Here is a 23,557-nt window from a genome sequence, read left to right on the forward strand (position 1 = left end):
CTCACTTATAAATCGTTGACTCGAGTCCCGTAGGATATGGAACGTGTTGCAATCATCGGCGCCTCGATGACCCAGTTCGGGCAACGCGAGGGGGAGTGGATCCAGGACCTCCTCGCGGAGGCGGGAATCGAGTGTCTCGAGGATGCGAGCGTCGAGGCCGACGAGGTCGAACACCTGTACGTCTCGAACATGGCGAGCGGCGAGTTCGAGGGGCAGACGGGCGTGCCGAACGCCCTGGCCCACGACCTCGACGCGATGCCGGCGTACACCCAGCGAGTCGATCAGACGAGTTCGAGCGGCGGCGCGGGAATTTTCGCCGCCTGGCAATCGGTCGCCAGCGGGGCCAGCGATATGACCCTGCTCGTCGGCGGCGAGAAGATGACGCACAAGACGACCGGGGAGGCCACCGACGTCATCGCGTCGCTGACTCATCCCGTCGAGTACAAGACCGGCGTTACCCTGCCGTCGTTCGCGGGCCTCACCGCGCGTCACTACCTCGAGCGGTTCGACGCCCCCCGCGAGAGCCTCGGGAAAGTCGCGGTCAAGAACCATAAAAACGGCGTGGACAACCCCCACGCCCAGTTCCAAAAGGAGGTGGAGCTGGAGACGGTCCTCGAGTCACCGATCGTGGCCGACCCGCTACGGCTGTACGACTTCTGTCCGATCACGGACGGCTCGGCCGCGCTCATGCTCTGTCCCGAGTCCGTCGCCGACGAATACGCCGACGACTACGTCGTCATCTCGGGGATCGACGGGGCCACCGATACCCACGTCGTCCACGAGCGCGAGGACCCGACCGTGATGGGCGGCGTCGTCGAGAGCGGGAAGGGAGCGTACGAGATGAGCGGCCGCGGCCCCGACGACATCGACGTGGCCGAACTCCACGATATGTTCACCATCCTCGAGTTCCTGCAGATGGAGGGGTTGGGTTTCGCCGAGCAGGGCGAGGCCTGGAAACTCGTCGAGGAGGGCTACACCGAGCGAGACACCGGCGAGTTGCCGGTCAACACGTCTGGGGGACTCAAGTCGAAGGGACATCCGCTGGGCGCCAGCGGCGTCGCACAGGGCGTCGAGATCTACGAACAACTCGTCGGCGAGGCCGGCCCGCGACAGGTCGATGCGGACGTCGGGCTGTGCTGTAACGTCGGCGGCTTTGGCAACTGCGTAATTACGACCATCATGGAGGCAGCACAATGACGATGGACGCGACGCGATACGAGGACGGTTCGATCAGCTATCCCGGTCACCCGCGCGGACCGGGCGGAACCGAGCCGGTCGAGACGATCGACCTCAGCGAGTACACCGCGGAGGTCGTGACGTGGACGACCAGTACGGCGACGCCACCGGGCGTCCGCGAGCCCAATCACCTCGCGATCGTCGAGTTCGACGTGGAGGGCGAACCGGTCCGCGCGATCGGCCAGCTGACCACCGGCGATGTCGAAACTGGTGACGAGGTCCAGCCGGTCTACGTCGACGAGCTCCGCGAACCCGGTGCGGGGATCAGAGAGCCCGAGAGCCAAGAGTGGGACGGCTACCGGTTCGAGCCGGTCTAAGCGATTCGGGGATATCCGCGCCCAGTACAGCGGATTCAGTTTTCGTCGCTTCCGTTTTCGGTCCCATCAGCCCCAGCACCGGAGCCATCCGCGTCCGATCCGTCGTTATCGTTCTTGCTCGAGTCGTCGCCGTCCTCGCCGTACTGATCTCGCAGCGTCTCGAGTTCGGCGTCGACGTCGACGGCAGTATCGGGTTCGTCGTCGGCCGTGCTCGTGTCGGCGTCGCCGAGGGGCCCGTCCTCGATATCGATCGAAACCGCGCCGTCGGTGGGCGTTCGATCGGAGCCCGCCGGTTCCGCGTCCGATTCCCGCTCGGTGGCCGCTCGGAGACGACTGTCCACGTCGTCGCGGAGTTCGCGGGCCTCCGTGAGGAGGTTGCGCGCCTCTTCGTTGGCGGGAAGTCCGCCCTCCGAAGCGGCTCGCTGGAGTTCAGTGAGGACGGTATCGAGCTGGGAGAGCGTCGTCCGCCGGAGTTCGTTCGCGCGCTCGCTCGCTGCATCAGCGGTCGCCGACGTTCGGTCTCGAGCCGTCCGCTCGGTGCGAACGACTTTGAGACTCCGCTGGAACGCCTCGAGCGCGCGGACGCTGGTCTCGAGGACTGCGAGCGCGGCGGGGAGGGCTACCTCGTCGGTGAACCGGAGGAGCTCTCGCGGCGTCGGCGGTCGCAGTGGCGGCCGGCGGCGCGGCCCGTCGAGTTCCGTTCGAAGCGCGTCGATCGTTCGCGTGAGTTCGCGAACGGCGTCGACGAGTTCGTCGTCGTGGTCGGCCATACGCGATCTACGACCGCCGGGCTCAAAAACCGGCCGATCGATCCGATACGAACCGCACCGAGGAGCGCGAGTCGCTTTTCGAATCGCATGCCAGGCACAATTTTTATTGCAGGGCCACCGCTCCGTTAGAACGAAATGGAAGACGAGCGAGGGGGTCTCGTGCCGGACGGTGCCACGTTTGCACGGGCGCTCGACGCGCTCAAACGGGACGGGAGCAACATTTTGCTCGTCGGCGAGGAGACGGAAGCGGCACACGAGACGGTCTGCCAGCGACTGTTCGGACCACCGGAGCGTGAGTCCGTGTATCGACTGCAGGTCTCGGGCGAGGGGACTCGAGTCGCGTGCGAGAGCGCCTGCCACGCCCCGGAAGCGAACTGGTTCCGAACGATCGAGTACTCGGGTCTGGCGACCGAACCGGGAACGAACCCGACGGTCCGCGGCGGTCCGGAGTCGCCGCGCGAACTGGGGATCGAACTCGTCGAAGCCGTCGACGAGTTCGCCGACGCCGCCGACGGGTTCGAGCCGGCCGAGCTGCGCGTCTGCGTCGACTCGCTGGTCCCCCTCTGTCGCGAGTACGAGATCGAAACGGTGTTTCGACTGCTTCACCTGGCGACGTCACGAGTCGATCGGGCTCGCGGAATCGGACACTTTCACTTGCCGCTCGCGCGAGACCGCGATGTGGTCTCCCTCGTCGAGCCGCTGTTCGACGCCGTCGTTACGGTCCGATCCCGCGACGGGATTGCCGAACAGCGGTGGTCGCTCCGCGATCCGGAGTTATCCACCGACTGGCTCGAGCTCTCCCGTCCGAACTGACGATTGATCAACTGACCCCATAGCTGTCGCGCGATAGGTGTATTCTGTCGTTCGGGAGTGACGATCGCCCGATGGAATCTTCCGTTCACAGCTGTCAGTATTTCGAATAGGTCTGTAATCCTGACGGAGCGTGCGGAGTCAAAAGTAGTCACAGAACGCTTTGTTCGACGGTTTACTAGCGGTCTCCCTCCAGTACCATCGGTGTTACGGCATAAGGTCTATATATCGAACGACCTATCGGTTCACAGAGTAGCATATATGGTCGAAGCCAACACTGAGCTTCTCGGTGGAGCCGCCGTTACCGTTTTCCTCGCGCTCCTGTTTTTCGGCGTCGTCGTCCTCTGGGACGTGGCCCTCGCTCTGCGAAGCGTCGGCGACAAAATCGACAAGCTCGAGGACAACATCGACGATGATCTGACGGATATCGCTCACCACCTCGACGGAATGTCCAACGCACGGGGCGGTGGTGGAGGAACGCAACTGCATCTCAGCGGCGGCACGATTAGCTCCGGTCCGGGCCCGAACCAGCCCCAGCAGGCGCCGCAGGCCGGACCTCAGCAAGCGCCACAAGCCGGCCCCCAGCAGGCGCCACAGGCCGGCCCCCAGCAGGGACAACCGACGGGCGACCCGCCGGGCGGGGTTGGTCCACAGCCACAGTCGCATTCCCAGCAGGCCGAACAGCAGTCGGCTGCGGCTCGACGTGCGGAGGAACAGGACGAGGGTGCGACCTCGAGCGAGACGGTCGACCGACCCGAATCGCCGCGGCCGGATGCGGACGATCCGCAGTCGGACGACCGAGCCGATGAGGCGGGTGACAACGAGGGCTCCGCCGACGAATCGGCATCGGACGCCGAATCCGACGCCGACGACGAACCGTCCGCACACCCGCGAGCCGAACGCAATCGCGGCCGGTTCGTCACGTCGCCGGATCGAACCGCCTGGTACGCCACGCCGCTGGATCACGAGGCGATCGCAGCGGCCCGGCCGACGATCGCCGGCGCACTCACGGACGGATCCGACGACGGAACCGACGACTCCGACGTGATCGCAGCGGGGCCGGTCGGCTCGAGCACGGGGGCCGAAACCGAGACGCGCGTCGCTGCTTCCGAGACGGTGCCGGGAGACGCGACCGACGGGGAAACGAACGATGCGGCCGACGGCGACGATAGCGAACAGATCGGCGATCCGACCGAGGACGGCGAGACGGCAGCCGACGTTCGGGAGGCCTCGGACGCGGCGTCCGAGACGACAGAGCGAGCGGACCCCGAACCGCGCGAACCGGGCGACGGGAAAACGGACGATGCGGCCGACGGTGGGCTCGAGGACCCCGCCGACGAATCCTCGGACTCACCTGATGACATCGATTCGCTCTCGTTCGACGATCTGACCGAGGACGCCGACGCTCCAGCGGAGGGAGCGAAAACGGCATCCACTGATGACGGATCCGCTGACGATGAATTCGCTGACGACGAATCCGCGAACGCGAACCCGGACGATCCGGATCGCTCCGATGTCCCCGACGTCGCCGACGGCTCGACCGAACCCGAGCCGGCGGGCGAGGAATCCTCGCTCGAGGACGACGCGGCGGCCGACTCCGGTGGGGCGGCTGTCACGGAATCGGACGCGGACGACGCGGCTCCCGCGGAGGCGCTTTCGCCGTTCGAGTTCGACGAGGACGAATTCGAGGCCGAGGACGTGTCCGTCGAGGACGCCGTCGACACGATGAACGAGAACGCGCCGGCACCGGAGCTCTCGAGCCACCGGTTCGACGTGACGGCCGAGGAAACCGGCGACGGCGGGGCGGTGTTGACGCTCGCGTTCGAGCCCGACACGATCGAAATCGAGGGGTCGACGAAGCGACTACTGCAGTATCAGCTACAGAGCTTCGCGGATCGAGAGTCGACGCCGGCGGCCGACGTGACGATCGGTCGGGATCGGATCGTCATCGAAATCGCCGACTCCGAGGGCACCGCGATTCAGCGGTGGGGCGAAGCGGCCGTCAGCATCGTCGATCGGACGCTGTACCTCTCGGATAACAGCCCGGATAGCTAATCGGATTCCTCGTCGACGGCGTCGCAGACGGCGACCGATCCACACGTTTTTACCCACCCCGTTCCCCTGAACGGGTGTGCGAATCGAGAACAGTTTCATTCCCGTCCGCGGGGTCGGCGAAACCACCGAACGACGCCTCTGGGAGAACGGCGTCACCCACTGGGACGAGTTCGACGGCAGCGTCGTCGGCTCGACGCTCGCCGACCGGATCGAGACCTTCATCGACGAGGGGCGGACCCACCTCGAGCGCGGGGACATCTCCGTCTTCGCGGAGGCGCTCCCGGCGTCGAGTCGCTGGCGGTGCTACGAGAACGTCAGCGCGGAGACCTGCTTTCTGGACATCGAGACGACCGGGCTGAGTGCCGACACGAACGACGTGACGACCGTCAGCCTCCACCGGGGCGGCGAGACGAAGACGTTCGTCAGGAACCGCGATCTGTCGAGCGATCGCCTCGAGCGCGAACTCGCCGACGCCGCCCTGCTCGTCACGTTCAACGGGCAGCGTTTCGACGTTCCGTTCCTCGAGACGTGCTTCGACGTCGACATCGGCGTGCCCCACGTCGATCTCATGTACCCCTGCAAAAAGCTGGGGCTCGACGGCGGACTGAAGGCGATCGAACGGGAACTCGGCATCGACCGGGACATGCCGGACCTCAGCGGGCGTGACGCCGTCCGTCTCTGGCACGAGTACGAACGCGGCGACGACGGGGCCCTCGAGACGCTCGTCGAGTACAACCGCGCTGACACCCGCAACATGGAGCCGCTGATGGAAATCGTCGCGGATCGGCTCCACGAGACCGTTTTCGAGGCCGCGATAGCGGACGAGTGAGCGGCCGAGACCAGTCGGTCGCCTCGAGCGGTTTTCGTCGGAACCGTGCCAGTCGTACAACGCGACGGCGACGAGTAGATATATATGGGAATCGTCCCGAACTGGCTCGCAATGACCGATTTTAGCTACGAGACGTCCGTCGACGTGCGACTTCGCGATCTCGATTTCATGGGCCACGTGAACAATGCGACGTATGCCACCTACCTCGAGCAGGCGCGGGAGGCCTACTTCAGGGACGTACTCGACGTTTCGCTGGCCGAGACCGACACCGTCCTCGCGAGCCTCGAACTCGAGTACGCACGGCCGATCGAGGCGGACGACGACGTTACGGTCGCGCTCCGCGTCGCGGACCTGGGAACGTCGAGTCTGCCGATGGAGTACGAGATCCGCGCGGGCGGGTCGCGTGCGGCGACGGCAACTACTGTCCAGGTGCTCGTCGACTCGGAAACGGGGGAGTCGCGACCGCTCCCGACCGAGTGGCGAACGCGACTCGAGCAGCGAAAGTAGTCGCCGAACGAGTGATCCGGGCTGCTGTAACTCTGTCCCGGCGCACCCGTATTACGGGTCGCGGGTACGCTGGATCTAACGAGCGTAATCCGTATTACTCGAGGACGGAGACCTCGACCTCGCCGTCGCTCGCGACGGTGACCTGATAGCCACAGAAGGGGAATTCGACGCAGCCGGTCGGTCGCTGTCGACCGTTTTCTCGGCTCGCAAAGAGCGAATCGAGCGCTTCGGGGTTAATAACGTCGTAGAGGGCTTCATACTCGGGCGGCTCGAGATCGACGGGATCGATGCCTTCACGCTCGGCGACGGCTGCAATAACGTCGAAACTTACTGACTGCGAGACTGTCGCGTCCGAGCGATCAACTGAGAGTAGCATTGGCCGGACTCTTACATCGATCGGGTATAAATCCTCTGGCCTCAACCAGGTCTTGGACCTCACATTCGATCAGTGATGACTATATATGCACTCTATTGATCATATTGGTAGTTAATTATGGTCTAAATTTATTGTATTCATATATTCTAAAACTATTCAGGGACTGATAGTCAGTGCACAATCACTGGTTATTGATTCGGGAAATCGGCAATCCATCGGTTCCGAGTCCAGATTCCGGACTGCGTTACATGTTCGGCAATATCTACTGGCGGAACCGGATCGTAGCCGCATTCACGATGAACCCCTTTTCCAGCGGACGTGCGGTGGATGACGATACCGACTTCGACGAACCAGATGCGTTCGTCTCGGAGCACGTTCCGGAACCGGGCCCGTTCCTCGAGGGCCACGACGTTCTCGAGGGCGAGGCACACGTCGCCGTCCACGAGACCGCTCGCGAGCTGTTCGCGGAGCGTGGGGTCTACGACGCGACGTTCGGTTACAACCTCGCGCGGCTCAACCTCGATCGACGCCATCCCGACGCGGGCTACCGGTACGCGCTCGACGCCGACGATCCGTCCGTTCTGCGCGCCGAGTTCAGCCCCACCACGGAGTTCTGTCCGCAAGCGGGCGCGCTCATCAAAGGGTCGTTCCGCGCGTGGAACGGACTGAGCGATCGCCACGAGTACGATCTCGTGTCCGTCCGCGTCCGGCCAACCCACCACCAGGCCGAGTCGCTCAACGAATCCCTCGAGGGGCTCGAAATGCGATATCGCGAGTCCGGTGACGTACCGGGCGAGTCGACCGGACCGGGGTCGGCCGCCCCCCTCGAGCGCGAGGGGGACGCTGACGGGACGACGGACCGGTTCCCCTTCTAATCGATCGATGGGAGCACGGACTGGGACGGCGACCATCTCACGCTGGTCTCGAGCGTTCGTCGCGGCCGGTATCGGCTTCTTCGTCGCGTGGCAGGTCGCGGTCGCGGTCGGGGTTCCGCGAGCGGCGACCGTCCCGCTCGGCGTTTCCGGATTCGTCTTTCACGTCGCCTTCGGGAAGGCATACACGCTCGTCCCGTCGTACTTCGCGCGCGAACTGGCCGTTCCGTACGCGCCGGCGATTCACCTCCCGTTCGCGCTGGTCGGCACGGTCGGGGCGTTCGCCGCGGGTGCCGGACTCGAGCCGCCGGTCGTCGCCGTCGCCGGTGCGACGAGCTGGCTCCTCGGCTGCCTCGTTTTCGCCACCGCGCTCTTATGGACCGTCCGGGATAATCCGACCGGGCGGGAAACCGGAACCGGTGAGGCCAGCGCCCACCGCCGGCGAGTCGACCGACTCGCGAACGCTGCCCTCCCGGTCGCCTTCACTTACCTGCTCGTCGGCTCGGCGCTCCCCCTGGCCGCGGCACTCGGCCTCGAGCCGTCCCCCGTTTCACCGGGACCGGCAACAACCCACCTGTTCGCGGCCGGGGCGGCCGGCCTGCTGGTCTTCGCCGTCGGATTCCGGCTGTTACCGCGATTGCTGGTCGTCTCGATTCGGCCGTCCCTCGTCGGCGTCGTGTTGTTCGCCGGCGTCACGGGCCCTGTACTGCTTGCCGTCGACTTTCGCGGGGGATCGCTCTTCCGCCTCGGCGCCGCGCTTCAGGCGATCGCGTTGCTCGTATTCGCCGTCACAATCGCTGACCTCGTCCGACGGAGCGACCGCCGTCGGGTCGGCTGGCGCGCCATCCTCGGCGCTGCGGTCTGTGCCGCGCTGGTCGCCCTGCTGGGGCTGACGTTCTCGTTCGCGCCCGCCTCGAGCGTTCCGGCGACCGCCTTCGACGCGCACTATCGGCTCGCGATCGGCGGCTTCGTTGGGCTGACGATCGTCGGCGCCACGTACCACTTCTACCCGCCGGCCGTCGCCTCGACCGCCGGTATCGGCGATCGAACCGCGCGGTGGTCGGTCACGGCGCTACTGGGCGGGCTGGGCCTCGAGGTCGGCGGCTCGCTCGCATCGGCATCGCCGCTCGTCGGGGTCGGTCGCTGGCTCTCCGTTCTCGGCGCGGTGTTGTACGCGGCCGTCCTGTGGACGATCTTTCTCGAGCGAGCGAGATAGCGGGCGCGAGCGGCTCCGTCACTCGGCTCGTGCCTCGAGCCAGCGGATGGCGAGCGTCGCGGTGATCCCGTGGACGACGATCCTCGACGACGCGCCCGCGTTCTACGGATCGGCGACGATAGAGACGGTCCGCGCGGCGGAGTACAACGCGGGCGAACTGACCGCCGCCGAGTACGGCGAACTGGTCGTCTCGACGATCGAGTCACGGCGGTACGAGCCGGCGGTCGGCGTCTCGGCCGAGGAGTAGCCTCGAGATGGTCGCTTCGGCTACCGGTCCGGCGAAACGTCTATGTCGGGCCCTCCACCGCCCGCTTTGGTCGGCTCTTCGTCTGCCTCGAGCGCGCCCGCGAGCACGCCGGCGATCCCGTCCGGTCCGTGCCGGTGAATCGTCAGTAACATGTTCACGACGAACAGGACGACGCCGAACGTTGCGATGATGCTGCTCGCGGTGACTGCGGCGGACGGCAATCCGACTAGGGGAGCCACGGAGAGCCCGCCGAACCCGACGAGCGTCGTCCAGAAGTCCGCGCGCTCGAGGCGGTCGTCGTAGAGGTCGTCGATCATCGGCACCTGCTCGAAGCCAAGTCGATCGCTGTAGCGTTCGATCCAGATGATGAAGGGAACGATGTGATACAGCGACCCGATGACGACGAAGCCGAAGACGCCGAGCAGCAAGAGCTGCTGTGCGTCGGGATGACCGAACAGCGACCCATACGCGATCGGATCAGTCCACCACGTCGGTGCGGCGAGGGCGAGCCAGACGAGCAGTGACCCCACGACGACCCGGTAGCGAGCGAGCATCGGTGATTGATCGACCGTCGCACCCACCAGGAGGCGTCCGAGTACGATCGCGAACGCGGCGAGTCCGACGAGGAGCGCGACCGCGCCGACTCGCGCCACCGGTTCGATAGTGAGTCCCCGTCCGAGTGCGAGCGCACCGATCCCCGCGGGGAAACACAGCTGCTCGAGAGTCAGCAATCGCTCGTCGAGTCGATCCGGCTCCGCCTGCGTGAACATCTGCCCGAGCTGAAAGAGCGCGCCGACGACGGTCGCGAGCAGCGCGCCGAACAGCGCGAGCGTCGCGTGAGAGAGATGGATTTCGAACCGGGAGACGGCGACCGAATCGAACGCCGGCGTCGTGAAGTCGACCGCCAGCAAGAACCCGAACGGGGCGACGAGCCCGAAACACGCGAGCGCGAACGCGAAGTGTCGCTCCGTAAAATCGAACGGGCGCGCACGTGCGAGCGTCCGCCCGACGTTGTAGACGAACACCCAGATCCCCGCCAGCATGAGCGCCCCGCCGACCGGGAGCCACTCGAGCGCGCCTGCGAGCAGGGCTGCGGCGAAACCGATTAGTCCGGCCGAAACGAGCCACAGTTGAGCGACCGCCAGGCGCCTCGAGTGGATCGTCACGCCGGACCAGACGGGAACGAACTGGGTCATCGCGCCCATGATCGTCACCGCGACCCACCCGATTAACAGGAGATGAAGGTGCGCCAGCCCCGCCAGTCCCGGCAGCGTCACAACGGTCGTGACGGTGCTCCCGCCGACCCCGACGACGAGGAATCCCAGCGCGAGCACGAAGTGCCGCAGCGGGATCGCCATCGGGGGCTGCCGGTCGGTTCGTAACCCGCCAGGCATTCCGTTCATGTCTCGCGCTTCGCCCCCGGCGGCCGTCCCGTTCGCCCCGAACACGTTCGGAAGGGAGCGTTTGCCCGCTCGAACCGTACCGTGACCCACGATGGACACCAACCGAGCGACGACAGTCGACCAGCAGCCGGCCGCGACGGGCGGCCGGAGGACCGAAACGCCGACCGACCGCGAGGCCGACACGACGGCCGATCGAAATGCCGACACGACGACCGTCACCGTCCGCTGTACCGGCCACGTCCGCGACGCGGTCGGCACTCACGAACTCGAGTTCGCGTTCGAAGGCGACCGCCTTCGGGACTTCCTCGAGTCGTTCTTCGCCGAGTACGACCTCGAGGACATGCTCATCGCCGAGACCGAAGCGGACGCGACCCACAGCGGCTGGGCACCGGTGCCCGACGACCTGCCCGGCACGTGGCGGAAGAATCCGGAGGGCGATCAAACCCGGCCGTACGCTCGAGTCTGTATCAACGGCCGGTTCAACGAACACCTCGGCGGATTCGAGGCGGAGCTGACGGACGACGACCGCGTCGCCCTGCTCTACCCGTTCATGTTCTGCTGTTGAGCTGGCTCGCTCGCCCGAGGCGGCGATGGTGGCGGCACCGAACCCGTTCGGCTCAGCCGTTAGGCACGTTCGGGACCGAGTCGGAACCATGACCCAGGATGTCTCCGGCGTCGAACCGGTCACGCGGAGCCAGCACGACGCCTCGTGGTCGGCGAATCTCGAGGGCCCGGAACACGCCGCGGATCGAGAGCTCCTCCTCGAGCAGGCGAAAGACGCAGTCGACGCGACGGCCGCCGGTTTCCACGTCAATCTCGTCACCCACGGCGACCACGGCCATCCCGAGACGTATCTCTGGGACGAACTCGAGGCCGCGTTCGACGGGATCCGACTCGAGTACGTCGACCGGTGTGGCTGTGGCGGGCACGTGACCCGCGTCCACGTGGGCGATGATTGAGGGGACACGAAAGCGGAGTCCCGCGACGGGCAGATCGGGGGACGGCCCGCTATTCCTTGCATTGGTCAGCCGGAGGGCTATTTGACCCCGTTCAGTAGGAACGATAATGAGCGCGCGAACGCAAGCGATAGACGAACCGGTTACCTGTCGGATCTGCCAAACGAAGAACGACCGGTGTTACACGTACTGTCGGGAGTGTCTCGGACAGCTCCCCGCGAGACCCGACTCCAGACGCCAGCATATCGACTGAAACCGTTTACACATTCGACCACGACCACACAGTCATCGTGCGATCGGGTGTGTACTGACGCTGTCCGTGGCTCCAATCGATGGGCGGTCGCGTCCGGTGAACCGATCTCGATTCGCGGTTCCGAGCGCGGGACTCGAGGGGATCAGTCCGCGGCATCGCCGGCGATCGATCCCGCACCGTCGCCCCGTACTTCCTCGTCGCGAAGGTAACACTTCGGATCGGGTGCAAAGAGATCACCCGTCGTCGCCAGCGCCCGGAGCCGCGAGGCGCCGCGGCAGATCGACCGGTACTGACAGTCGGCACACTTGCCGTTCAACCGTTCCTCGCGGTTCCGCAGCGCCTCGAGCAGCGGGTTCGACTCGTCCTCCCAGATCTCGTCGAAGGGACGGTCTCGGACGTTCCCCGGGCTGTATCCCTGCCAGAACTGCGTCGGGTGGACGTTCCCCTGATAGTCCACGTCGGCGATCCGTTCGCCCGTCGGGTCGCCGCCGTTTCGCTCGAGGTGGTCGGAGACCGCTCGCGCTTTCGCCTCGCCGAACTCCTCGCGGGCGTACTCCACGCGAGCGATCCGCTCTGTCCGTTCGTTCCCGAGGGGTACGACGGGCCGCTCCCCTGGGATGACACCGACGGCGAGACGCGCGGCGTCTCGAGCGCGGAGTGAGCGGTCACTGTTCGAACGACCGATTTTCGCGACTCGAACCGAACAGCGGTCGCTGCAGTCGCTGTAGCAGTCGATGAGCGGAGACCCCCGTCGAATACGTTCACGGTGGGGGTCGGTCCGTAACTGCAGTACCGCGACCGCGTTACTCGAGAACGACCAGCGTGTCGCCCATGTCGACGCTATCGCCTTCCCCGACGGCGATCTGGGTGACGGTACCGCCCTGGGAGGCGACGATGTCGTTTTCCATCTTCATGGCCTCGAGGACGACCAGCACGTCACCGGCCGCGACCTCGTCGCCCTCCTCGACTTCGATGTCGAGGATCGTCCCCTGCATCTCGGCGTCGACCGTCTCACCGTCGCCCTGAATGTCGGTCTCGCCGCCGCTACTGGAGCCGCCCGCCGGCTCCGGTCGACTCGACTGGCCGCCGGCGGACACGTCGCCGGTCGGGATGGCCGGCGCACCGTGTTCCTCGAGTTCGACCTCGAAGCGCTTGCCGTTGACTTCGACGGTGAACTCGCGCTCGACGGCCTCGTCCTCGTCCTCGCTCGCGCCGCCGTCGCCGATGTCGCCGCCCCACTGTTCCTGGGCCTCCTCGATTCGCGTCTCGTCGAGTTCCTCGTCGAGATACTTCGTGGTGTGCGTGCTCTGGACGAACTCCTCGTCGGTGAGCATTAGCCGGTGGAACGGGATGATCGTCGGGATCCCCCCGATCTGGTACTCGCGGAGCGCGCGCAGCGAACGCTCGATACACTCGTCGCGGTCCTCGCCCCAGACGACCAGCTTCGCGATCATCGAGTCGTAGTCGGTGACGAGTTCGTCGCCCTGCCGGAGCGCGTCGTCCAGGCGAACGCCGATCCCGCCCGGCGGATCGTAGGTCTCGAGGGTACCGCCGGTCGCGGGCGCGAAGTCGTTGGCCGCGTTCTCGGCGTTGATCCGGAACTCCATCGCGTGGCCGTCGATGTCGACCTCGTCCTGCGCGAAGTCGAGTTCCTCGCCGGCGGCGATCTTGAGCTGTCGTTTGACGATGTCGAGCCCCGTAATCTCCTCGGTGACGGTGTGTTCGACCTGGATCCGCGTGTTGACCTCGAGGAAGTAGAAGTTCGCGTCGGGACCGAGCCGGCCGTCGCGGCCGGGCTCCTCTTCGACGAGGAACTCGACGGTGCCGGCGTTGGTGTAGTCGGCGGCGGCGACGCCCCGACGAGCGGCCTCCCCGATCTTCTCGCGTAGTTCGTCCGTGAGAGCTGCGGAGGGGCCCTCCTCGATGACCTTCTGGTGGCGGCGCTGGAGCGAACAGTCGCGCTCGCCCAGATGGCGCACGTTACCGTGTTGGTCGGCGACGATCTGGACCTCGATGTGACGGGGCTTCTCGAGGTAGCGCTCGAGGTAGACCGAGTCGTTGTCGAAGTACGCTTCGCCCTCGCGCTGGGCGCTCTCGAGCTGGTCCTCGACTTCGCTCTCGTCCCAGACGACCTTCATCCCGCGGCCGCCGCCGCCGCCTTCGGCCTTGATGGCGATCGGGTAGCCGTGTTTCTCGCCGAATTCTTTGACTTCCTCGGGCTCGGTGACGGGGTCCGTCGTCCCGGGAACGATCGGCACGTCGGCCTCCTGCATGATCGTCCGGGCCTTCGTCTTCTCGCCCAGCGATTCCATCGCGTCGCTGGACGGGCCGACCCACGTGATCCCCTCGACGTCCTGGACCTTGCCCGCGAACTCCGCGTTCTCCGCGAGGAAGCCGTAGCCGGGATGGATCGCGTCGGCGTCGGCCTTCTGCGCGGCCTCGATGACCGCTTCGTGATCGAGATAGGAGTCAGCTGCGCGAGCCGGCCCCACGTTGTACGCCTCGTCGGCGTAGCGCACGTGACCCGAGTCCGAGTCAGCCTCGGAGTAGACGGCGACAGTCCCGATGTTCAACTCTTCACACGCCCGCATAACGCGGACCGCGATTTCCCCGCGGTTCGCCACGAGAACCTTCCTGAACATTCCTGTGAAAACAGTCGTGAGGCCCCTACCTTACTTTTTCGCAACTGATTCGAGAACGCGACAGATTTTGCCAGTCGACGATACCGGTTCCCGGCGAGATACCAGTCCCGGGCGAACCACACGCTCGAACCGTCGACAGCGGCGAGCGACGCACTAACGGCCTCGAGCAGCGCCCGGTAAATCGAGACTGACCCAGCGCGCATGCGAGGGACCGTCGTATGCTAGTTGTGGGCAATCGTTATCCGGTTCCGCCCGCTAGAACGCACAATGTACGAGTTCGCAGTCGGTCCGCTGCAATCCCAATCGGTACTCGAGGAGCCGCTCTTGCTCATCGGGGCCGTCGTCCTGCTCCTCGTGGTGATCACGGTCTGGCAGATGGTCGAGATCGTCGACGCCTACGACAGGGCCGCGCTGACCGTCTTCGGCGAGTACCGCAAACTGCTCGAGCCGGGGCTGAACATCGTCCCGCCGTTCGTGTCGCGGATCTACACGTTCGACATGCGAACGCAGACGCTGGACGTCCCCCAGCAGGAAGCGATCACCCGAGACAACTCGCCGGTCACCGCCGACGCCGTCGTCTACATTCGGGTCATGAACGCCAAACGCGCCTTCCTCGAGGTCGACGACTATCAGCGCGCGGTCTCGAATCTGGCCCAGACCACGCTGCGCGCCGTGATCGGCGATATGGAACTCGACGACACGCTCAGCCGGCGCGAGATGATCAACGAGCGAATTCGGACCGAGCTCGACGAGCCCACCGACGAGTGGGGTATCCGAGTGGAATCGGTCGAGGTCCGCGAAGTCACGCCCTCGGCCGGCGTCAAGGGCGCGATGGAGGAACAGACCTCCGCAGAGCGCCGTCGCCGCGCGATGATCCTCGAGGCGCAGGGCGAACGCCGCAGCGCCGTCGAGAAAGCGGAGGGTGACAAACAGTCGAACATCATCCGCGCCCAGGGGGAGAAACAGAGCCAGATTCTCGAGTCCCAGGGTGACGCGATCTCGACCGTGCTTCGTGCGCGCTCCGCGGAGTCGATGGGCGAGCGCGCCGTCATCGACAAGGGGATGGAGACGCTCGCCGAGATCGGTCAGGGCGAGTCGACGACGTTCGTCATGCCCCAGGAACTCACCTCGCTGGTCGGCCGCTACGGTAAGCACCTCTCGGGCAGCGATGTCGAGGGGAACGGGACCGACCTCGAGAGCCTCGATTTCGACGACGAGACCCGCGAACTGATCGGGCTGGACGACATCGCAGACATCATCGGCGAGATCGACCAGCAAGCCGAGATGGATGTCGAAGCGATGGAAGAGCAGGCTCGAGCGATCAAGGAAGGGCAGGACGTGGGAATGGAGGCCGACGAACCGATCACGATGTCGGAAACCGAAGACGAAGCCGAACCGGAACCCGAACTGGGATCCGATTCGGAGTAGCGCTACCCGTACTGTTGATATGTTATAGACGAATTGGATGAAACAATGCATCCTGCTATAGTGCCAACAGGGAATCGCCACGCCCTCCCCAGCCGATTCGCTCACTAGCGTTCGCTCATCCCTCGCGCAGTTTCGGGCCGCGGCTCACTGTCGTTCGCCACGGCACAGCGCGCGCCACCGCACGCCGGTTGGTCTGTCCGGAGTAAAACGTTCCGACCCAGTATCGAGCCTGTTTCTCATGGCAAAACGCATCTGAAGAAGAGTATTCCAACAGCGCCTCTCGTTTCGCTCGCTCGAGTCCACGGATCTCTCAGCTTGAGTGCTCATCCGCTCGTAATCACTCCGATGCCACTTCACGGCGAGCACGATCCGAAAACGAGTGGAACGAGCGCGTTCAGAACTGTTTCGTTCGGCCCGCAGCCGACCACGGATCCGTCGGTGCCTCGCGCGGGACGCGAACGGTGCGGTGTTGCTGCGCGCGAACCCGGCCGGCGAACGCCCAGCGCTTGTCGTCCCACGTTTCCTCGCCCTCAGCCGCTGCTGCGGCGGCCGCGAGCGCGTGATCGTGGAGATGCGCACCGATGGCGGCCGCGATGGCCGCGGCCTCGTCCTCCGCTGCATCGTCCGGCAGGTCGAGGGAGACGTCCGCGGGCAGCGCCGCCTCGAGCCCGGTCGAATCGTCGCTGTCGGCCGTCGCTCCGGTGTGCCCGTCGCCCTCGGCTCGTCCGCCGTCGTCGGCCGTCGTCTGGTGGCTGGAAGTCATCTGACTACAGCGGGATGTTGCCGTGTTTCTTGTCGGGGTTTTGCTCGCGTTTGGTCTCGAGCATCTCGAGGTCGTCGATCAGCCGCGGTCGGGTTTCCGTGGGGACGATAACGTCGTCGAGGAAGCCCTTGTCCGTCGCGGTGTAGGGGTTGGCGAACTCCTCGCGGTACTCGTCGATGAGTTCGTCGCGGAGTTCATCGGGGTTGTCGGATTCGGCGAGTTCCTCGCGATAGAGGATGTTGACCGCGCCCTGTGGACCCATGACCGCGATTTCGGCGGTCGGCCAGGCGTAGTTGACGTCCGCGCCGAGATTCTTCGAGGCCATGACGCAGTAGGCACCGCCGTACGCTTTCCGGGTGATGACGGTCAGCAGCGGGACGGTCGCTTCCGCGTACGCGTAGAGAAGCTTTGCACCGTGACGGATGATTCCGCGGTGTTCCTGATCGGTGCCGGGCATGTAGCCGGGGACGTCGACGAAGGTGACGATCGGAATATTGAACGAGTCACAGAAGCGGACGAACCGCGAGCCCTTCATCGAGGCGTCGACGGTGAGCGTGCCGGCGTTGACGCGGGGTTGGTTGGCGACGAGACCGACCGAGCGGCCGTCCAATCGGCCGAAGCCGACGACGATGTTCTTCGCGAAGTTGTCCGCGACTTCGAAGAACGAGCCCTCGTCGACGACGCTGTCGATGACGTTGGTCATGTCGTAGGGCTTTTGCGGACTCGGCGGAACGATGTCTTTGAGCTGGTCGTCGCGGCGGTCCGGGTCGTCCCACGGCTCGACTCGAGGCGGATCCTCGACGTTGTTCTGCGGGAGATAGGAGAGGAGCCGCTTGATGTCGTCGAGCGCCTGCTCCTCGCTCTCGCAGGCGAACTGGGCGACGCCGGTCTTGTTGGAGTGGGTCATCGCACCGCCGAGTTCCTCGTGGGAGACCTCCTCACCGGTGACGGTCTTGGTTACCCCGGGGCCGGTGATGTACATGTGGCTGGTGTCTTTGACCATGAAGATGAAGTCGGTGATCGCCGGCGAGTAGACTGAGCCGCCGGCACACGGACCCATGATCCCCGACACCTGTGGGATGACGCCGCTGGCCTCCTGGTTCCGGCGGAAGATTTCGGTGTAGCCCGCGAGGCTCTTGACGCCCTCCTGAATGCGGGCCCCGGCGGAGTCGTTGAGTCCGATGACCGGTGCGCCAACCTCCATCGCCATGTCCATGACCTTGCAGACCTTCTCGGCGAAGACCTCGCCGAGGGAGCCGCCGAAGACGGTAAAGTCGTGGGCGAAGACGAACGTCGTTCGTCCGTTGACCTCGCCGTAGCCCGTGACGACGCCGTCGCCGGGCACCTTCTTCTCTTCCATCCCGAACTGGCTCGTCTGGTGGGTCCGGAGCTGGTCGAACTCCGTGAAGGTGCCATCGTCGAGGAAGTAGTCGATCCGCTCGCGGGCGGTCATCTTCCCCTTGTCGTGTTGTTTTTCGATTCGGGCTTCGCCACCGCCTTTGCGGGCTTCCTCTCGCAGTTCCTCGAGTTCGTCGATGCGGTCTTCCATCGTCATGTCGGGAACACCCCTGCGCGATTCATACGCCGTTGTGCGAGGACCAACTGGAAAAGGATTCCGTAACACCATCACGATTAATAACTCTCCATCTGGCAAATGATAGAACGACCACGAAAAGTTATATAGGGTTGTTTTTATAAAAGCGGGTATGGCACAACGCGAATCATGGGCCACACGAACAGGGTTTATCCTTGCTGCGGTCGGGAGCGCAGTGGGATTAGGAAACATCTGGCGGTTCCCCTATCAGGTAGGTGAACAGGGCGGTGCAGCGTTCCTGGTTATATACCTCCTGTTAATCGTCGGGATCGGGTTCCCGGTCATTCTCGTCGAGTTCGTCGTGGGTCGAAATACGGAGCGAAACCCGGTAGGTGCATTGAAACGAATCGGGAGCGGTGCATGGACGAAAATCGGATGGGTCTTCGTTACGGCCGGATTCGTCATTCTGTCGTACTATAGCGTCGTCGCCGGGTGGACGCTTCGATACGTTCTCATCGGCTTGCAGGGCAACTACACAGCCGACGGTGCACCCGCACAGTTCGGCGAAGTGGCGAGCGGTCTCGATGCCGTCTTCTTGCACGCGCTGTTCATGGCCGCGGTCGTCGCGATCGTCGCTCTCGGTATCGAGCGCGGGATCGAACTCTCGGTCAAGGTGATGGTCCCGGCGATCATCATCATCTCGCTCGGCCTCGCCGCCTACGTGTTCACGCTCGAGGGCGCGGGCGACGCCTACGCGTACTATCTCTCGCCGGAATTCGGTACGATCGCCAACAACTGGACGGAGATCCTCCCGGCGGCCGCTGCACAGGCGTTCTTTACGCTCTCGCTCGGGATGGGCGTGATGATCACGTACGCGTCCTACCTCGGCGAGGACCGTAACCTCGCGTCGGACGCCGGGATCATCGCCGGACTCGACACGTTCATCGCGTTTACCGCCGGTCTCATTGCCTTCCCCATCCTGTTCGCCGCGGGAATCGAACCTGGTGCCTCCGGCCCTGCATTGATCTTCGTGAGCCTCGCCGCGGCGTTCGCCGAACTGCCCCTCGGCGGCGTTCTCGGCGCGGTTTTCTTCGGAACCGTCGCCATCGCCGCACTCTCGAGCGCGATCAGCATCATGGAGGTCGTCGTCTCCTATCTGATCGACGAGCACGGCATCGGTCGCGTTCCAGCGACTGTCGCACTGGGCGTCGCGATGTTCGTCGTCGGGGTTCCCGCTGCGCTCGATCTCATTTTCATCGACCTCTACGACGGCTTCGCAAACAGCATTCTGCTCATGCTCGGCGGCCTCCTGCTGTCAGTCTTCGTCGGCTGGGTCGTTCCGGACCTCGCGCTCGAGGAGGTCAGCAAGGGTATCAAAGACGCCGGCTCGCTGGGATCGGCGTGGGTCTGGTTCGTTCGGGTGCCGGTCGTCCTCGCGCTGATCGTCCTGGTCGCGCTGAACGCATGGGACTACTACGGGTTCCTGACCGGCGGCTTCGCTGAGTGGCTGGGCGCGAACCTCTGACCGGTCACCGAAATCCGCTTCGACCGACCGCGATCGTATTTTTCGAGCGCGTTTCGAGGGAGCCTCAGGCTTCGCCATACACCGGTACGGCGGCTCCGCTCGTCACCGCAGCCCCGTCGCTACAGAGGAAAGCCATCACGTCCGCGATCTCGAGCGGATCAACCCACGAGTCGTGGTCAGCGTCGGGCATCATTTCACGGTTCATCGGCGTGTCGATCACGCTCGGCATGACGCAGTTCGCCCGCACCGTCCCGCGGTTCTCCTCGGCGAGCGTCTCCGTCAGCAGTCGGATACCGGCCTTCGTGATTCGGTAGGGGCCGTCCCCCTCCCCGCCCTCGAGCGAGGACCGCGCGCTGATACTGACGATCGATCCCGTCGAGTCCTGGAGGTGGGGCAGGGCGTGTTTCGACGCGAGAAACGCCGTCTTCAGGTTGACGTCCAGCAGGAGGTCGAACTCCTCGAGGTCGGTGTCCTCGACGTGATCGCCGCCGCGCCACGTCCCGGCGATATTCAGCAGGTGATCGATCCGGCCGTGGTCGTCGGCGATCGATTCCATCAGGGACGCCACGTCGTCCTCGTCGGTTAGGTCGGCCTCGTAGAACTCGAGATCGGATTCACCGTCGGGGTCGCGCTCGAGCAGGCTGTCCTCGTCGTCCGGTGCGATCACGTCGACGGCACAGACCGTCGCGCCCGCCTCGAGAAAGCGATCGACGGCGGCGCTGCCGAGCGCGCCGCTGGCACCGGTGATCACCGCAACGGTTCCGTCGAAGTCGACGTCGAACTCGGTCTGCACGGACATACCGAACAGTGTGCGGTCCGCTCGCATCAAAGGTGGGGCGTCGGCGATCGGCCGACGGCGGGTACCGGGCCGCTGTTATGAATGGCTCGTCGGCAGGGCCGCTCGGCGGAACCAGAATTCGGCGATCGCTTCGGCCATCTCGGCGTACTCCGTCGACTCCGTCGGCTTCGTGAGGTACGCGTTGGCCGCGAGGTCGTAGCTCGCGCGAACGTCCGACAGGTTCGTCGATCGCGTCAACACGAGCACGGGGAGCCGTGCGAGCTCGGGCTCGGCCGTCACCGCCTCGAGGAACTCGAGACCGTCCATCTGCGGCAGGTCCAGATCCAATAGGATGAGGTCCGGAACGACCGGCGGCTCGCCGTCGCGGCCGGTGAGGAGCGAGAGCGCCTCCGCGCCGTCGCCGATGACGCGAATCGAGGACTCGATCGCCAACCCGGCGAACGCCTCGCGGGCGAGACGGACATCATCGTCGTCGTCCTCGACGAGGAGCACGTCGATCGGCTCGTCGCGTCGACCGCTCATAGCGGTGGTTGAACTCCAAGATACGGGACTGGTTTATGCACTTTAGTAATCAATTTCCATTTGTAATGGCACTCGGTTAAGGCTGCTCGCTACATAATTTGGGACTCGTGCGGTACCGATCGGTCCGAGGCGACGATTGCGAACGAACGTCCGAATAAAGTTGCCGAGGCCCGATGAACACTGCATGCGGCTCATCGCGCATCGAGGGTTCGCCGCGACAGCTCCCGAAAATACGATTAGTGCCGTTCGAGCCGCGGCCGACCGCGCCGACGCCGTCGAGTTCGACGTGCGACGCTGTGGCTCCGGCGAACTCGTCGTCGTCCACGACGAGACGATCGACCGCGTCACCGACGGCACCGGGACCGTCGCGGACGCCTCCCTCGCGGAACTCTCCGTTCACGCGGTGCGCGGATCCGGCGACGGAATCCCGACCCTCGCGGCTATGCTCGAGGCCCTGCCACCGACCGTCGAGGTCCACATCGAGCTCAAGGAGTCCGGCATCGCCGCGGATGTCCTCGTCGCTCTCGAGGACGCGGCCCTCGCCAATCGCGTCGTCCTTACCTCGTTTCTGGTTTCCGAACTGCGGACGGTTCGCGACCGCGATCCGAGTCAACCGATCGGGCTGCTCGTCAGTCGGCACCTCGAGACGCCGATCACGACGACGGTCGAACTCGACTGCGATGTCCTCGGGGCGAGCTACTGGCGCTGTCTGGCGACACGGGTCGTCCCGCGGGCGACGGCGGTGGGACTCGAGGTTCACGCGTGGACGATCGAACGACGAGCGGTGGCGAAACTACTCGCGCGCCGCGGCGTCGATTACGTTTCGGCGGATCGACCGATCGATGTGTAATCGCTCGATGCGGGTGCCGGACGTACCGCTACGGTCAGGTCGCAAGAGATGCACTCGCGTACGCCCAGTAGCGCGGCGCGTTGCGCCGCGCGGCCAGCAATTAGTCGCCGACGGTCGTCACGGACACCGTCCGCGTTCGCGGCCCGTCGCACTCTACGAGCAACACTGACTGCCACGTCCCCAGCGCCAGCTCCCCGTCCTCGACCGGAATCGTCACGTCCGGACCGATCAGCGCGGCCCGCAGATGCGAGTCCGCATTGCCGTCCAGTTCGTCGTGTGCGTGCCCCCCGTCCGGAACGAGATCCCGCAGGAACGACTCGAGGTCGCCGCGAAGCCGCGGTTCGTTTTCCTGGACGACGAGGCCGGCCGTCGTGTGCTCGACGAAGGCCGTACAGGTCCCCGACTCGAGGCCGTCGGGAACGGCCGTTGCGATGCGATCGGTCACGTCGACGGTCGTCAGCCGCGACTCGGTCTCGACGGAAAACGCCATGCGCGAGTAGACGACCGCGAGGATAGATTGCGTTCCGGTCCGCACCGACGAACGACAGACCCCTACGAAAGCTGTCGGGTGGCCCACGCGGCGCGGTCGCGCACGTTCGGAGCCGGATCCTCGCTCACGAGGGTTTGCAGATGCGGGACGGCCGCGTCGACGCGACCGTGACCGAGCGCGACGCAGGCGTTCGCTCGCACGTGCGGGTGGTCGTCCGCGAGCAACTCGAGCAACTGGCCGCGAACCGGGTCGACGGCGGTTTCGACGCCGGCGGCGACGCGGCCGACCGCGACCGCCGCGATCGCGCGAGTATCGGGGTCGTCGCAGGACAGCGCCGCTCCGAGTTCGGCACACACCGGCTCGACCGCGGCGGGATCGCGGCGGGCCACGTCGCCGAGACAGCCGATCGCGTCGTATCGCAACGGCGCGTCGTCGTGATCCACGAGCGCGGCGGCCTGTGCGACGAACTCGAGGGAGGGCAGCGCCGCGTCGGAGCGCGCCAGTCGACCGAGCGCTCGGAGCGCGGGCGGCCCGTTTTCGACCGGGTCCGCCGCCAGCGCATCGATGAGAACCGATGCGGCCGGTTCGATCGCGGCCGGGTCCTCTCGGGAGACGTGCGCGAGTACGCGGATCCCCCACCGATCGGAGCCGTTTCGCCGCTCGACTACGTCGGAGATCACTGCCGCGTGCTCGACCAGCACGTCCGGCCGCTCGGCCGCGACGGCGGCGAGACACCGGAGTAGCTCCTCCGCCATCGGCTCGTCGGCGTTCTCGACGGCGACGGCGACGATCGATCCGGTCGACGGCGCGACGTCGGTCGGCGCTTCGGCCGCCAGATCGGCGAGACAGGCGGCGATCTCGCCGCGAAAGTCGATTTCCGTCCGCTCGAGCAGCGTCCGGAGTTTCGGAACCGTCGGGACGTACGCCGCCGCCTGGCTGCGCTCGTCGATCGCAGTGCGGATTCGGCGGACTGCGGCCCGTTGTTCGGCCGGTTCCTGCTCGTCGAGTCGTGCGAGTACCGACGGGAGGTCGACCCCGGCGGCCCCCCGGCCCCGGGGCTCGACGGCCTCGCCCCATTCCCCATCCATCGTCTCCTGCATTGGAGATAGGCTATAAAAGCGTTCTGGCCGAATGGCGGCGAAATAGCCTTTGTTCGG

Annotated in this window: 24 protein-coding genes and 1 pseudogene; 14 read left to right on the forward strand and 11 right to left on the reverse strand. The window is 65.5% G+C overall.

From position 1 onward, the window contains the following. The first annotated feature begins 36 nt into the window (after positions 1–36). Positions 37–1,197 (forward strand): thiolase family protein, encoded by a 1,161-nt coding sequence (locus LDH74_RS04665; protein ID WP_226041369.1) that lies wholly within the window; start codon positions 37–39, stop codon positions 1,195–1,197. After that, a complete protein-coding gene (locus LDH74_RS04670; protein ID WP_226041370.1) occupies positions 1,194–1,553 on the forward strand; it encodes a nucleic acid-binding protein in 360 nt (119 codons plus the stop codon). The genes LDH74_RS04665 and LDH74_RS04670 overlap by 4 nt, the downstream gene beginning before the upstream one ends. Positions 1,554–1,588: 35 nt before the next feature. On the opposite strand, the gene LDH74_RS04675 is transcribed toward LDH74_RS04670, so the two are convergent. After that, positions 1,589–2,323 (reverse strand): hypothetical protein, encoded by a 735-nt coding sequence (locus tag LDH74_RS04675; protein ID WP_226041371.1) that lies wholly within the window; start codon positions 2,321–2,323, stop codon positions 1,589–1,591. A 135-nt stretch (positions 2,324–2,458) separates the two neighbouring features. Between LDH74_RS04675 and LDH74_RS04680 the strand changes: the two genes are divergently transcribed. The 4 genes from LDH74_RS04680 (at position 2,459) to LDH74_RS04695 (ending at position 6,524) form a co-directional block, all read left to right on the forward strand. Then, a complete protein-coding gene (locus LDH74_RS04680; protein ID WP_226041372.1) occupies positions 2,459–3,136 on the forward strand; it encodes a hypothetical protein in 678 nt (225 codons plus the stop codon). A 258-nt stretch (positions 3,137–3,394) separates the two neighbouring features. Beyond that, complete coding sequence (locus LDH74_RS04685; protein ID WP_226041373.1) at positions 3,395–5,188, forward strand: AAA family ATPase; 1,794 nt, start codon at positions 3,395–3,397, stop codon at positions 5,186–5,188. A 76-nt stretch (positions 5,189–5,264) separates the two neighbouring features. Beyond that, positions 5,265–6,017 (forward strand): ribonuclease H-like domain-containing protein, encoded by a 753-nt coding sequence (locus LDH74_RS04690; protein ID WP_226041374.1) that lies wholly within the window; start codon positions 5,265–5,267, stop codon positions 6,015–6,017. A gap of 111 nt (positions 6,018–6,128) precedes the next feature. Then, a complete protein-coding gene (locus LDH74_RS04695; RefSeq protein WP_226041375.1) occupies positions 6,129–6,524 on the forward strand; it encodes a thioesterase family protein in 396 nt (131 codons plus the stop codon). Positions 6,525–6,618: 94 nt separating this feature from the next. Here LDH74_RS04695 and LDH74_RS04700 read toward each other — a convergent pair whose 3' ends face one another. Continuing rightward, positions 6,619–6,900: a HalOD1 output domain-containing protein gene (locus LDH74_RS04700; RefSeq protein ID WP_226041376.1), complete on the reverse strand. Its 282-nt coding sequence runs from the start codon at positions 6,898–6,900 to the stop codon at positions 6,619–6,621. A 248-nt stretch (positions 6,901–7,148) separates the two neighbouring features. Between LDH74_RS04700 and LDH74_RS04705 the strand changes: the two genes are divergently transcribed. Genes LDH74_RS04705 through LDH74_RS04715 form a run of 3 tightly spaced genes read left to right on the forward strand, consistent with a single transcriptional unit; the run spans position 7,149 to position 9,235 of the window. Beyond that, entirely contained in the window at positions 7,149–7,775 is a 627-nt protein-coding gene (locus LDH74_RS04705; RefSeq protein ID WP_226041377.1) for a hypothetical protein, read from the forward strand. A 7-nt stretch (positions 7,776–7,782) separates the two neighbouring features. Further along, positions 7,783–8,988 (forward strand): hypothetical protein, encoded by a 1,206-nt coding sequence (locus tag LDH74_RS04710; protein WP_226041378.1) that lies wholly within the window; start codon positions 7,783–7,785, stop codon positions 8,986–8,988. A 46-nt stretch (positions 8,989–9,034) separates the two neighbouring features. Beyond that, positions 9,035–9,235 carry a hypothetical protein gene (locus LDH74_RS04715; protein ID WP_226041379.1) on the forward strand — a complete coding sequence of 67 codons (201 nt, stop codon included), beginning with the start codon at positions 9,035–9,037 and terminating at the stop codon, positions 9,233–9,235. A 20-nt stretch (positions 9,236–9,255) separates the two neighbouring features. Here the strand turns inward: LDH74_RS04715 and LDH74_RS04720 are convergent, their stop codons facing one another. Next, positions 9,256–10,593: a hypothetical protein gene (locus LDH74_RS04720; protein ID WP_226042500.1), complete on the reverse strand. Its 1,338-nt coding sequence runs from the start codon at positions 10,591–10,593 to the stop codon at positions 9,256–9,258. A 136-nt stretch (positions 10,594–10,729) separates the two neighbouring features. On the opposite strand from LDH74_RS04720, the gene LDH74_RS04725 reads away from it, so the two are divergent. Both LDH74_RS04725 and LDH74_RS04730 read left to right on the forward strand, forming a co-directional pair. After that, the gene (locus tag LDH74_RS04725) at positions 10,730–11,203 is read left to right on the forward strand and encodes a pterin cluster protein (RefSeq protein WP_226041380.1); all 474 of its coding nucleotides are present in this window, start codon (positions 10,730–10,732) and stop codon (positions 11,201–11,203) included. Between the two features lie 88 nt (positions 11,204–11,291). Then, positions 11,292–11,597: a CGCGG family rSAM-modified RiPP protein gene (locus LDH74_RS04730; RefSeq protein ID WP_226041381.1), complete on the forward strand. Its 306-nt coding sequence runs from the start codon at positions 11,292–11,294 to the stop codon at positions 11,595–11,597. Between the two features lie 392 nt (positions 11,598–11,989). On the opposite strand, the pseudogene LDH74_RS04735 reads toward LDH74_RS04730, so the two are convergent. Together LDH74_RS04735 and LDH74_RS04740 are read right to left on the reverse strand one after the other, a co-directional pair. Further along, positions 11,990–12,406 (reverse strand): annotated as a pseudogene (locus LDH74_RS04735) (SPASM domain-containing protein); the annotation flags it as partial. A gap of 244 nt (positions 12,407–12,650) precedes the next feature. Beyond that, complete coding sequence (locus tag LDH74_RS04740) at positions 12,651–14,489, reverse strand: acetyl-CoA carboxylase biotin carboxylase subunit (protein WP_226041382.1); 1,839 nt, start codon at positions 14,487–14,489, stop codon at positions 12,651–12,653. 267 nt (positions 14,490–14,756) lie between these two features. On the opposite strand from LDH74_RS04740, the gene LDH74_RS04745 reads away from it, so the two are divergent. Beyond that, on the forward strand, positions 14,757–15,917 hold the full coding sequence (locus tag LDH74_RS04745) for an SPFH domain-containing protein (protein WP_226041383.1): 1,161 nt from the start codon (positions 14,757–14,759) through the stop codon (positions 15,915–15,917). A gap of 394 nt (positions 15,918–16,311) precedes the next feature. Here the strand turns inward: LDH74_RS04745 and LDH74_RS04750 are convergent, their stop codons facing one another. Both LDH74_RS04750 and LDH74_RS04755 read right to left on the reverse strand, forming a co-directional pair. After that, positions 16,312–16,680 (reverse strand): hypothetical protein, encoded by a 369-nt coding sequence (locus LDH74_RS04750; RefSeq protein ID WP_226041384.1) that lies wholly within the window; start codon positions 16,678–16,680, stop codon positions 16,312–16,314. A gap of 4 nt (positions 16,681–16,684) precedes the next feature. After that, complete coding sequence (locus tag LDH74_RS04755; protein ID WP_226042501.1) at positions 16,685–18,229, reverse strand: acyl-CoA carboxylase subunit beta; 1,545 nt, start codon at positions 18,227–18,229, stop codon at positions 16,685–16,687. A gap of 157 nt (positions 18,230–18,386) precedes the next feature. Here LDH74_RS04755 and LDH74_RS04760 point away from each other — a divergent pair, with 157 nt between their 5' ends. Next, on the forward strand, positions 18,387–19,739 hold the full coding sequence (locus LDH74_RS04760; protein WP_226041385.1) for a sodium-dependent transporter: 1,353 nt from the start codon (positions 18,387–18,389) through the stop codon (positions 19,737–19,739). A 64-nt stretch (positions 19,740–19,803) separates the two neighbouring features. On the opposite strand, the gene LDH74_RS04765 is transcribed toward LDH74_RS04760, so the two are convergent. After that, positions 19,804–20,538 carry an SDR family oxidoreductase gene (locus tag LDH74_RS04765; RefSeq protein ID WP_226041386.1) on the reverse strand — a complete coding sequence of 245 codons (735 nt, stop codon included), beginning with the start codon at positions 20,536–20,538 and terminating at the stop codon, positions 19,804–19,806. Between the two features lie 75 nt (positions 20,539–20,613). Next, complete coding sequence (locus tag LDH74_RS04770) at positions 20,614–21,060, reverse strand: response regulator (RefSeq protein WP_226041387.1); 447 nt, start codon at positions 21,058–21,060, stop codon at positions 20,614–20,616. 184 nt (positions 21,061–21,244) lie between these two features. Here LDH74_RS04770 and LDH74_RS04775 point away from each other — a divergent pair, with 184 nt between their 5' ends. Further along, the gene (locus LDH74_RS04775; RefSeq protein ID WP_226041388.1) at positions 21,245–21,910 is read left to right on the forward strand and encodes a glycerophosphodiester phosphodiesterase family protein; all 666 of its coding nucleotides are present in this window, start codon (positions 21,245–21,247) and stop codon (positions 21,908–21,910) included. Positions 21,911–22,010: 100 nt separating this feature from the next. Here LDH74_RS04775 and LDH74_RS04780 read toward each other — a convergent pair whose 3' ends face one another. Then, positions 22,011–22,400: a secondary thiamine-phosphate synthase enzyme YjbQ gene (locus tag LDH74_RS04780; protein ID WP_226041389.1), complete on the reverse strand. Its 390-nt coding sequence runs from the start codon at positions 22,398–22,400 to the stop codon at positions 22,011–22,013. Between the two features lie 62 nt (positions 22,401–22,462). Continuing rightward, positions 22,463–23,488 (reverse strand): HEAT repeat domain-containing protein, encoded by a 1,026-nt coding sequence (locus LDH74_RS04785; protein WP_226041390.1) that lies wholly within the window; start codon positions 23,486–23,488, stop codon positions 22,463–22,465. Positions 23,489–23,557 lie beyond the last annotated feature (69 nt).

Origin of the sequence: Natrinema sp. DC36 (assembly GCF_020405225.1) — an archaeon.
Taxonomy (GTDB): Archaea; Halobacteriota; Halobacteria; order Halobacteriales; family Natrialbaceae; genus Natrinema.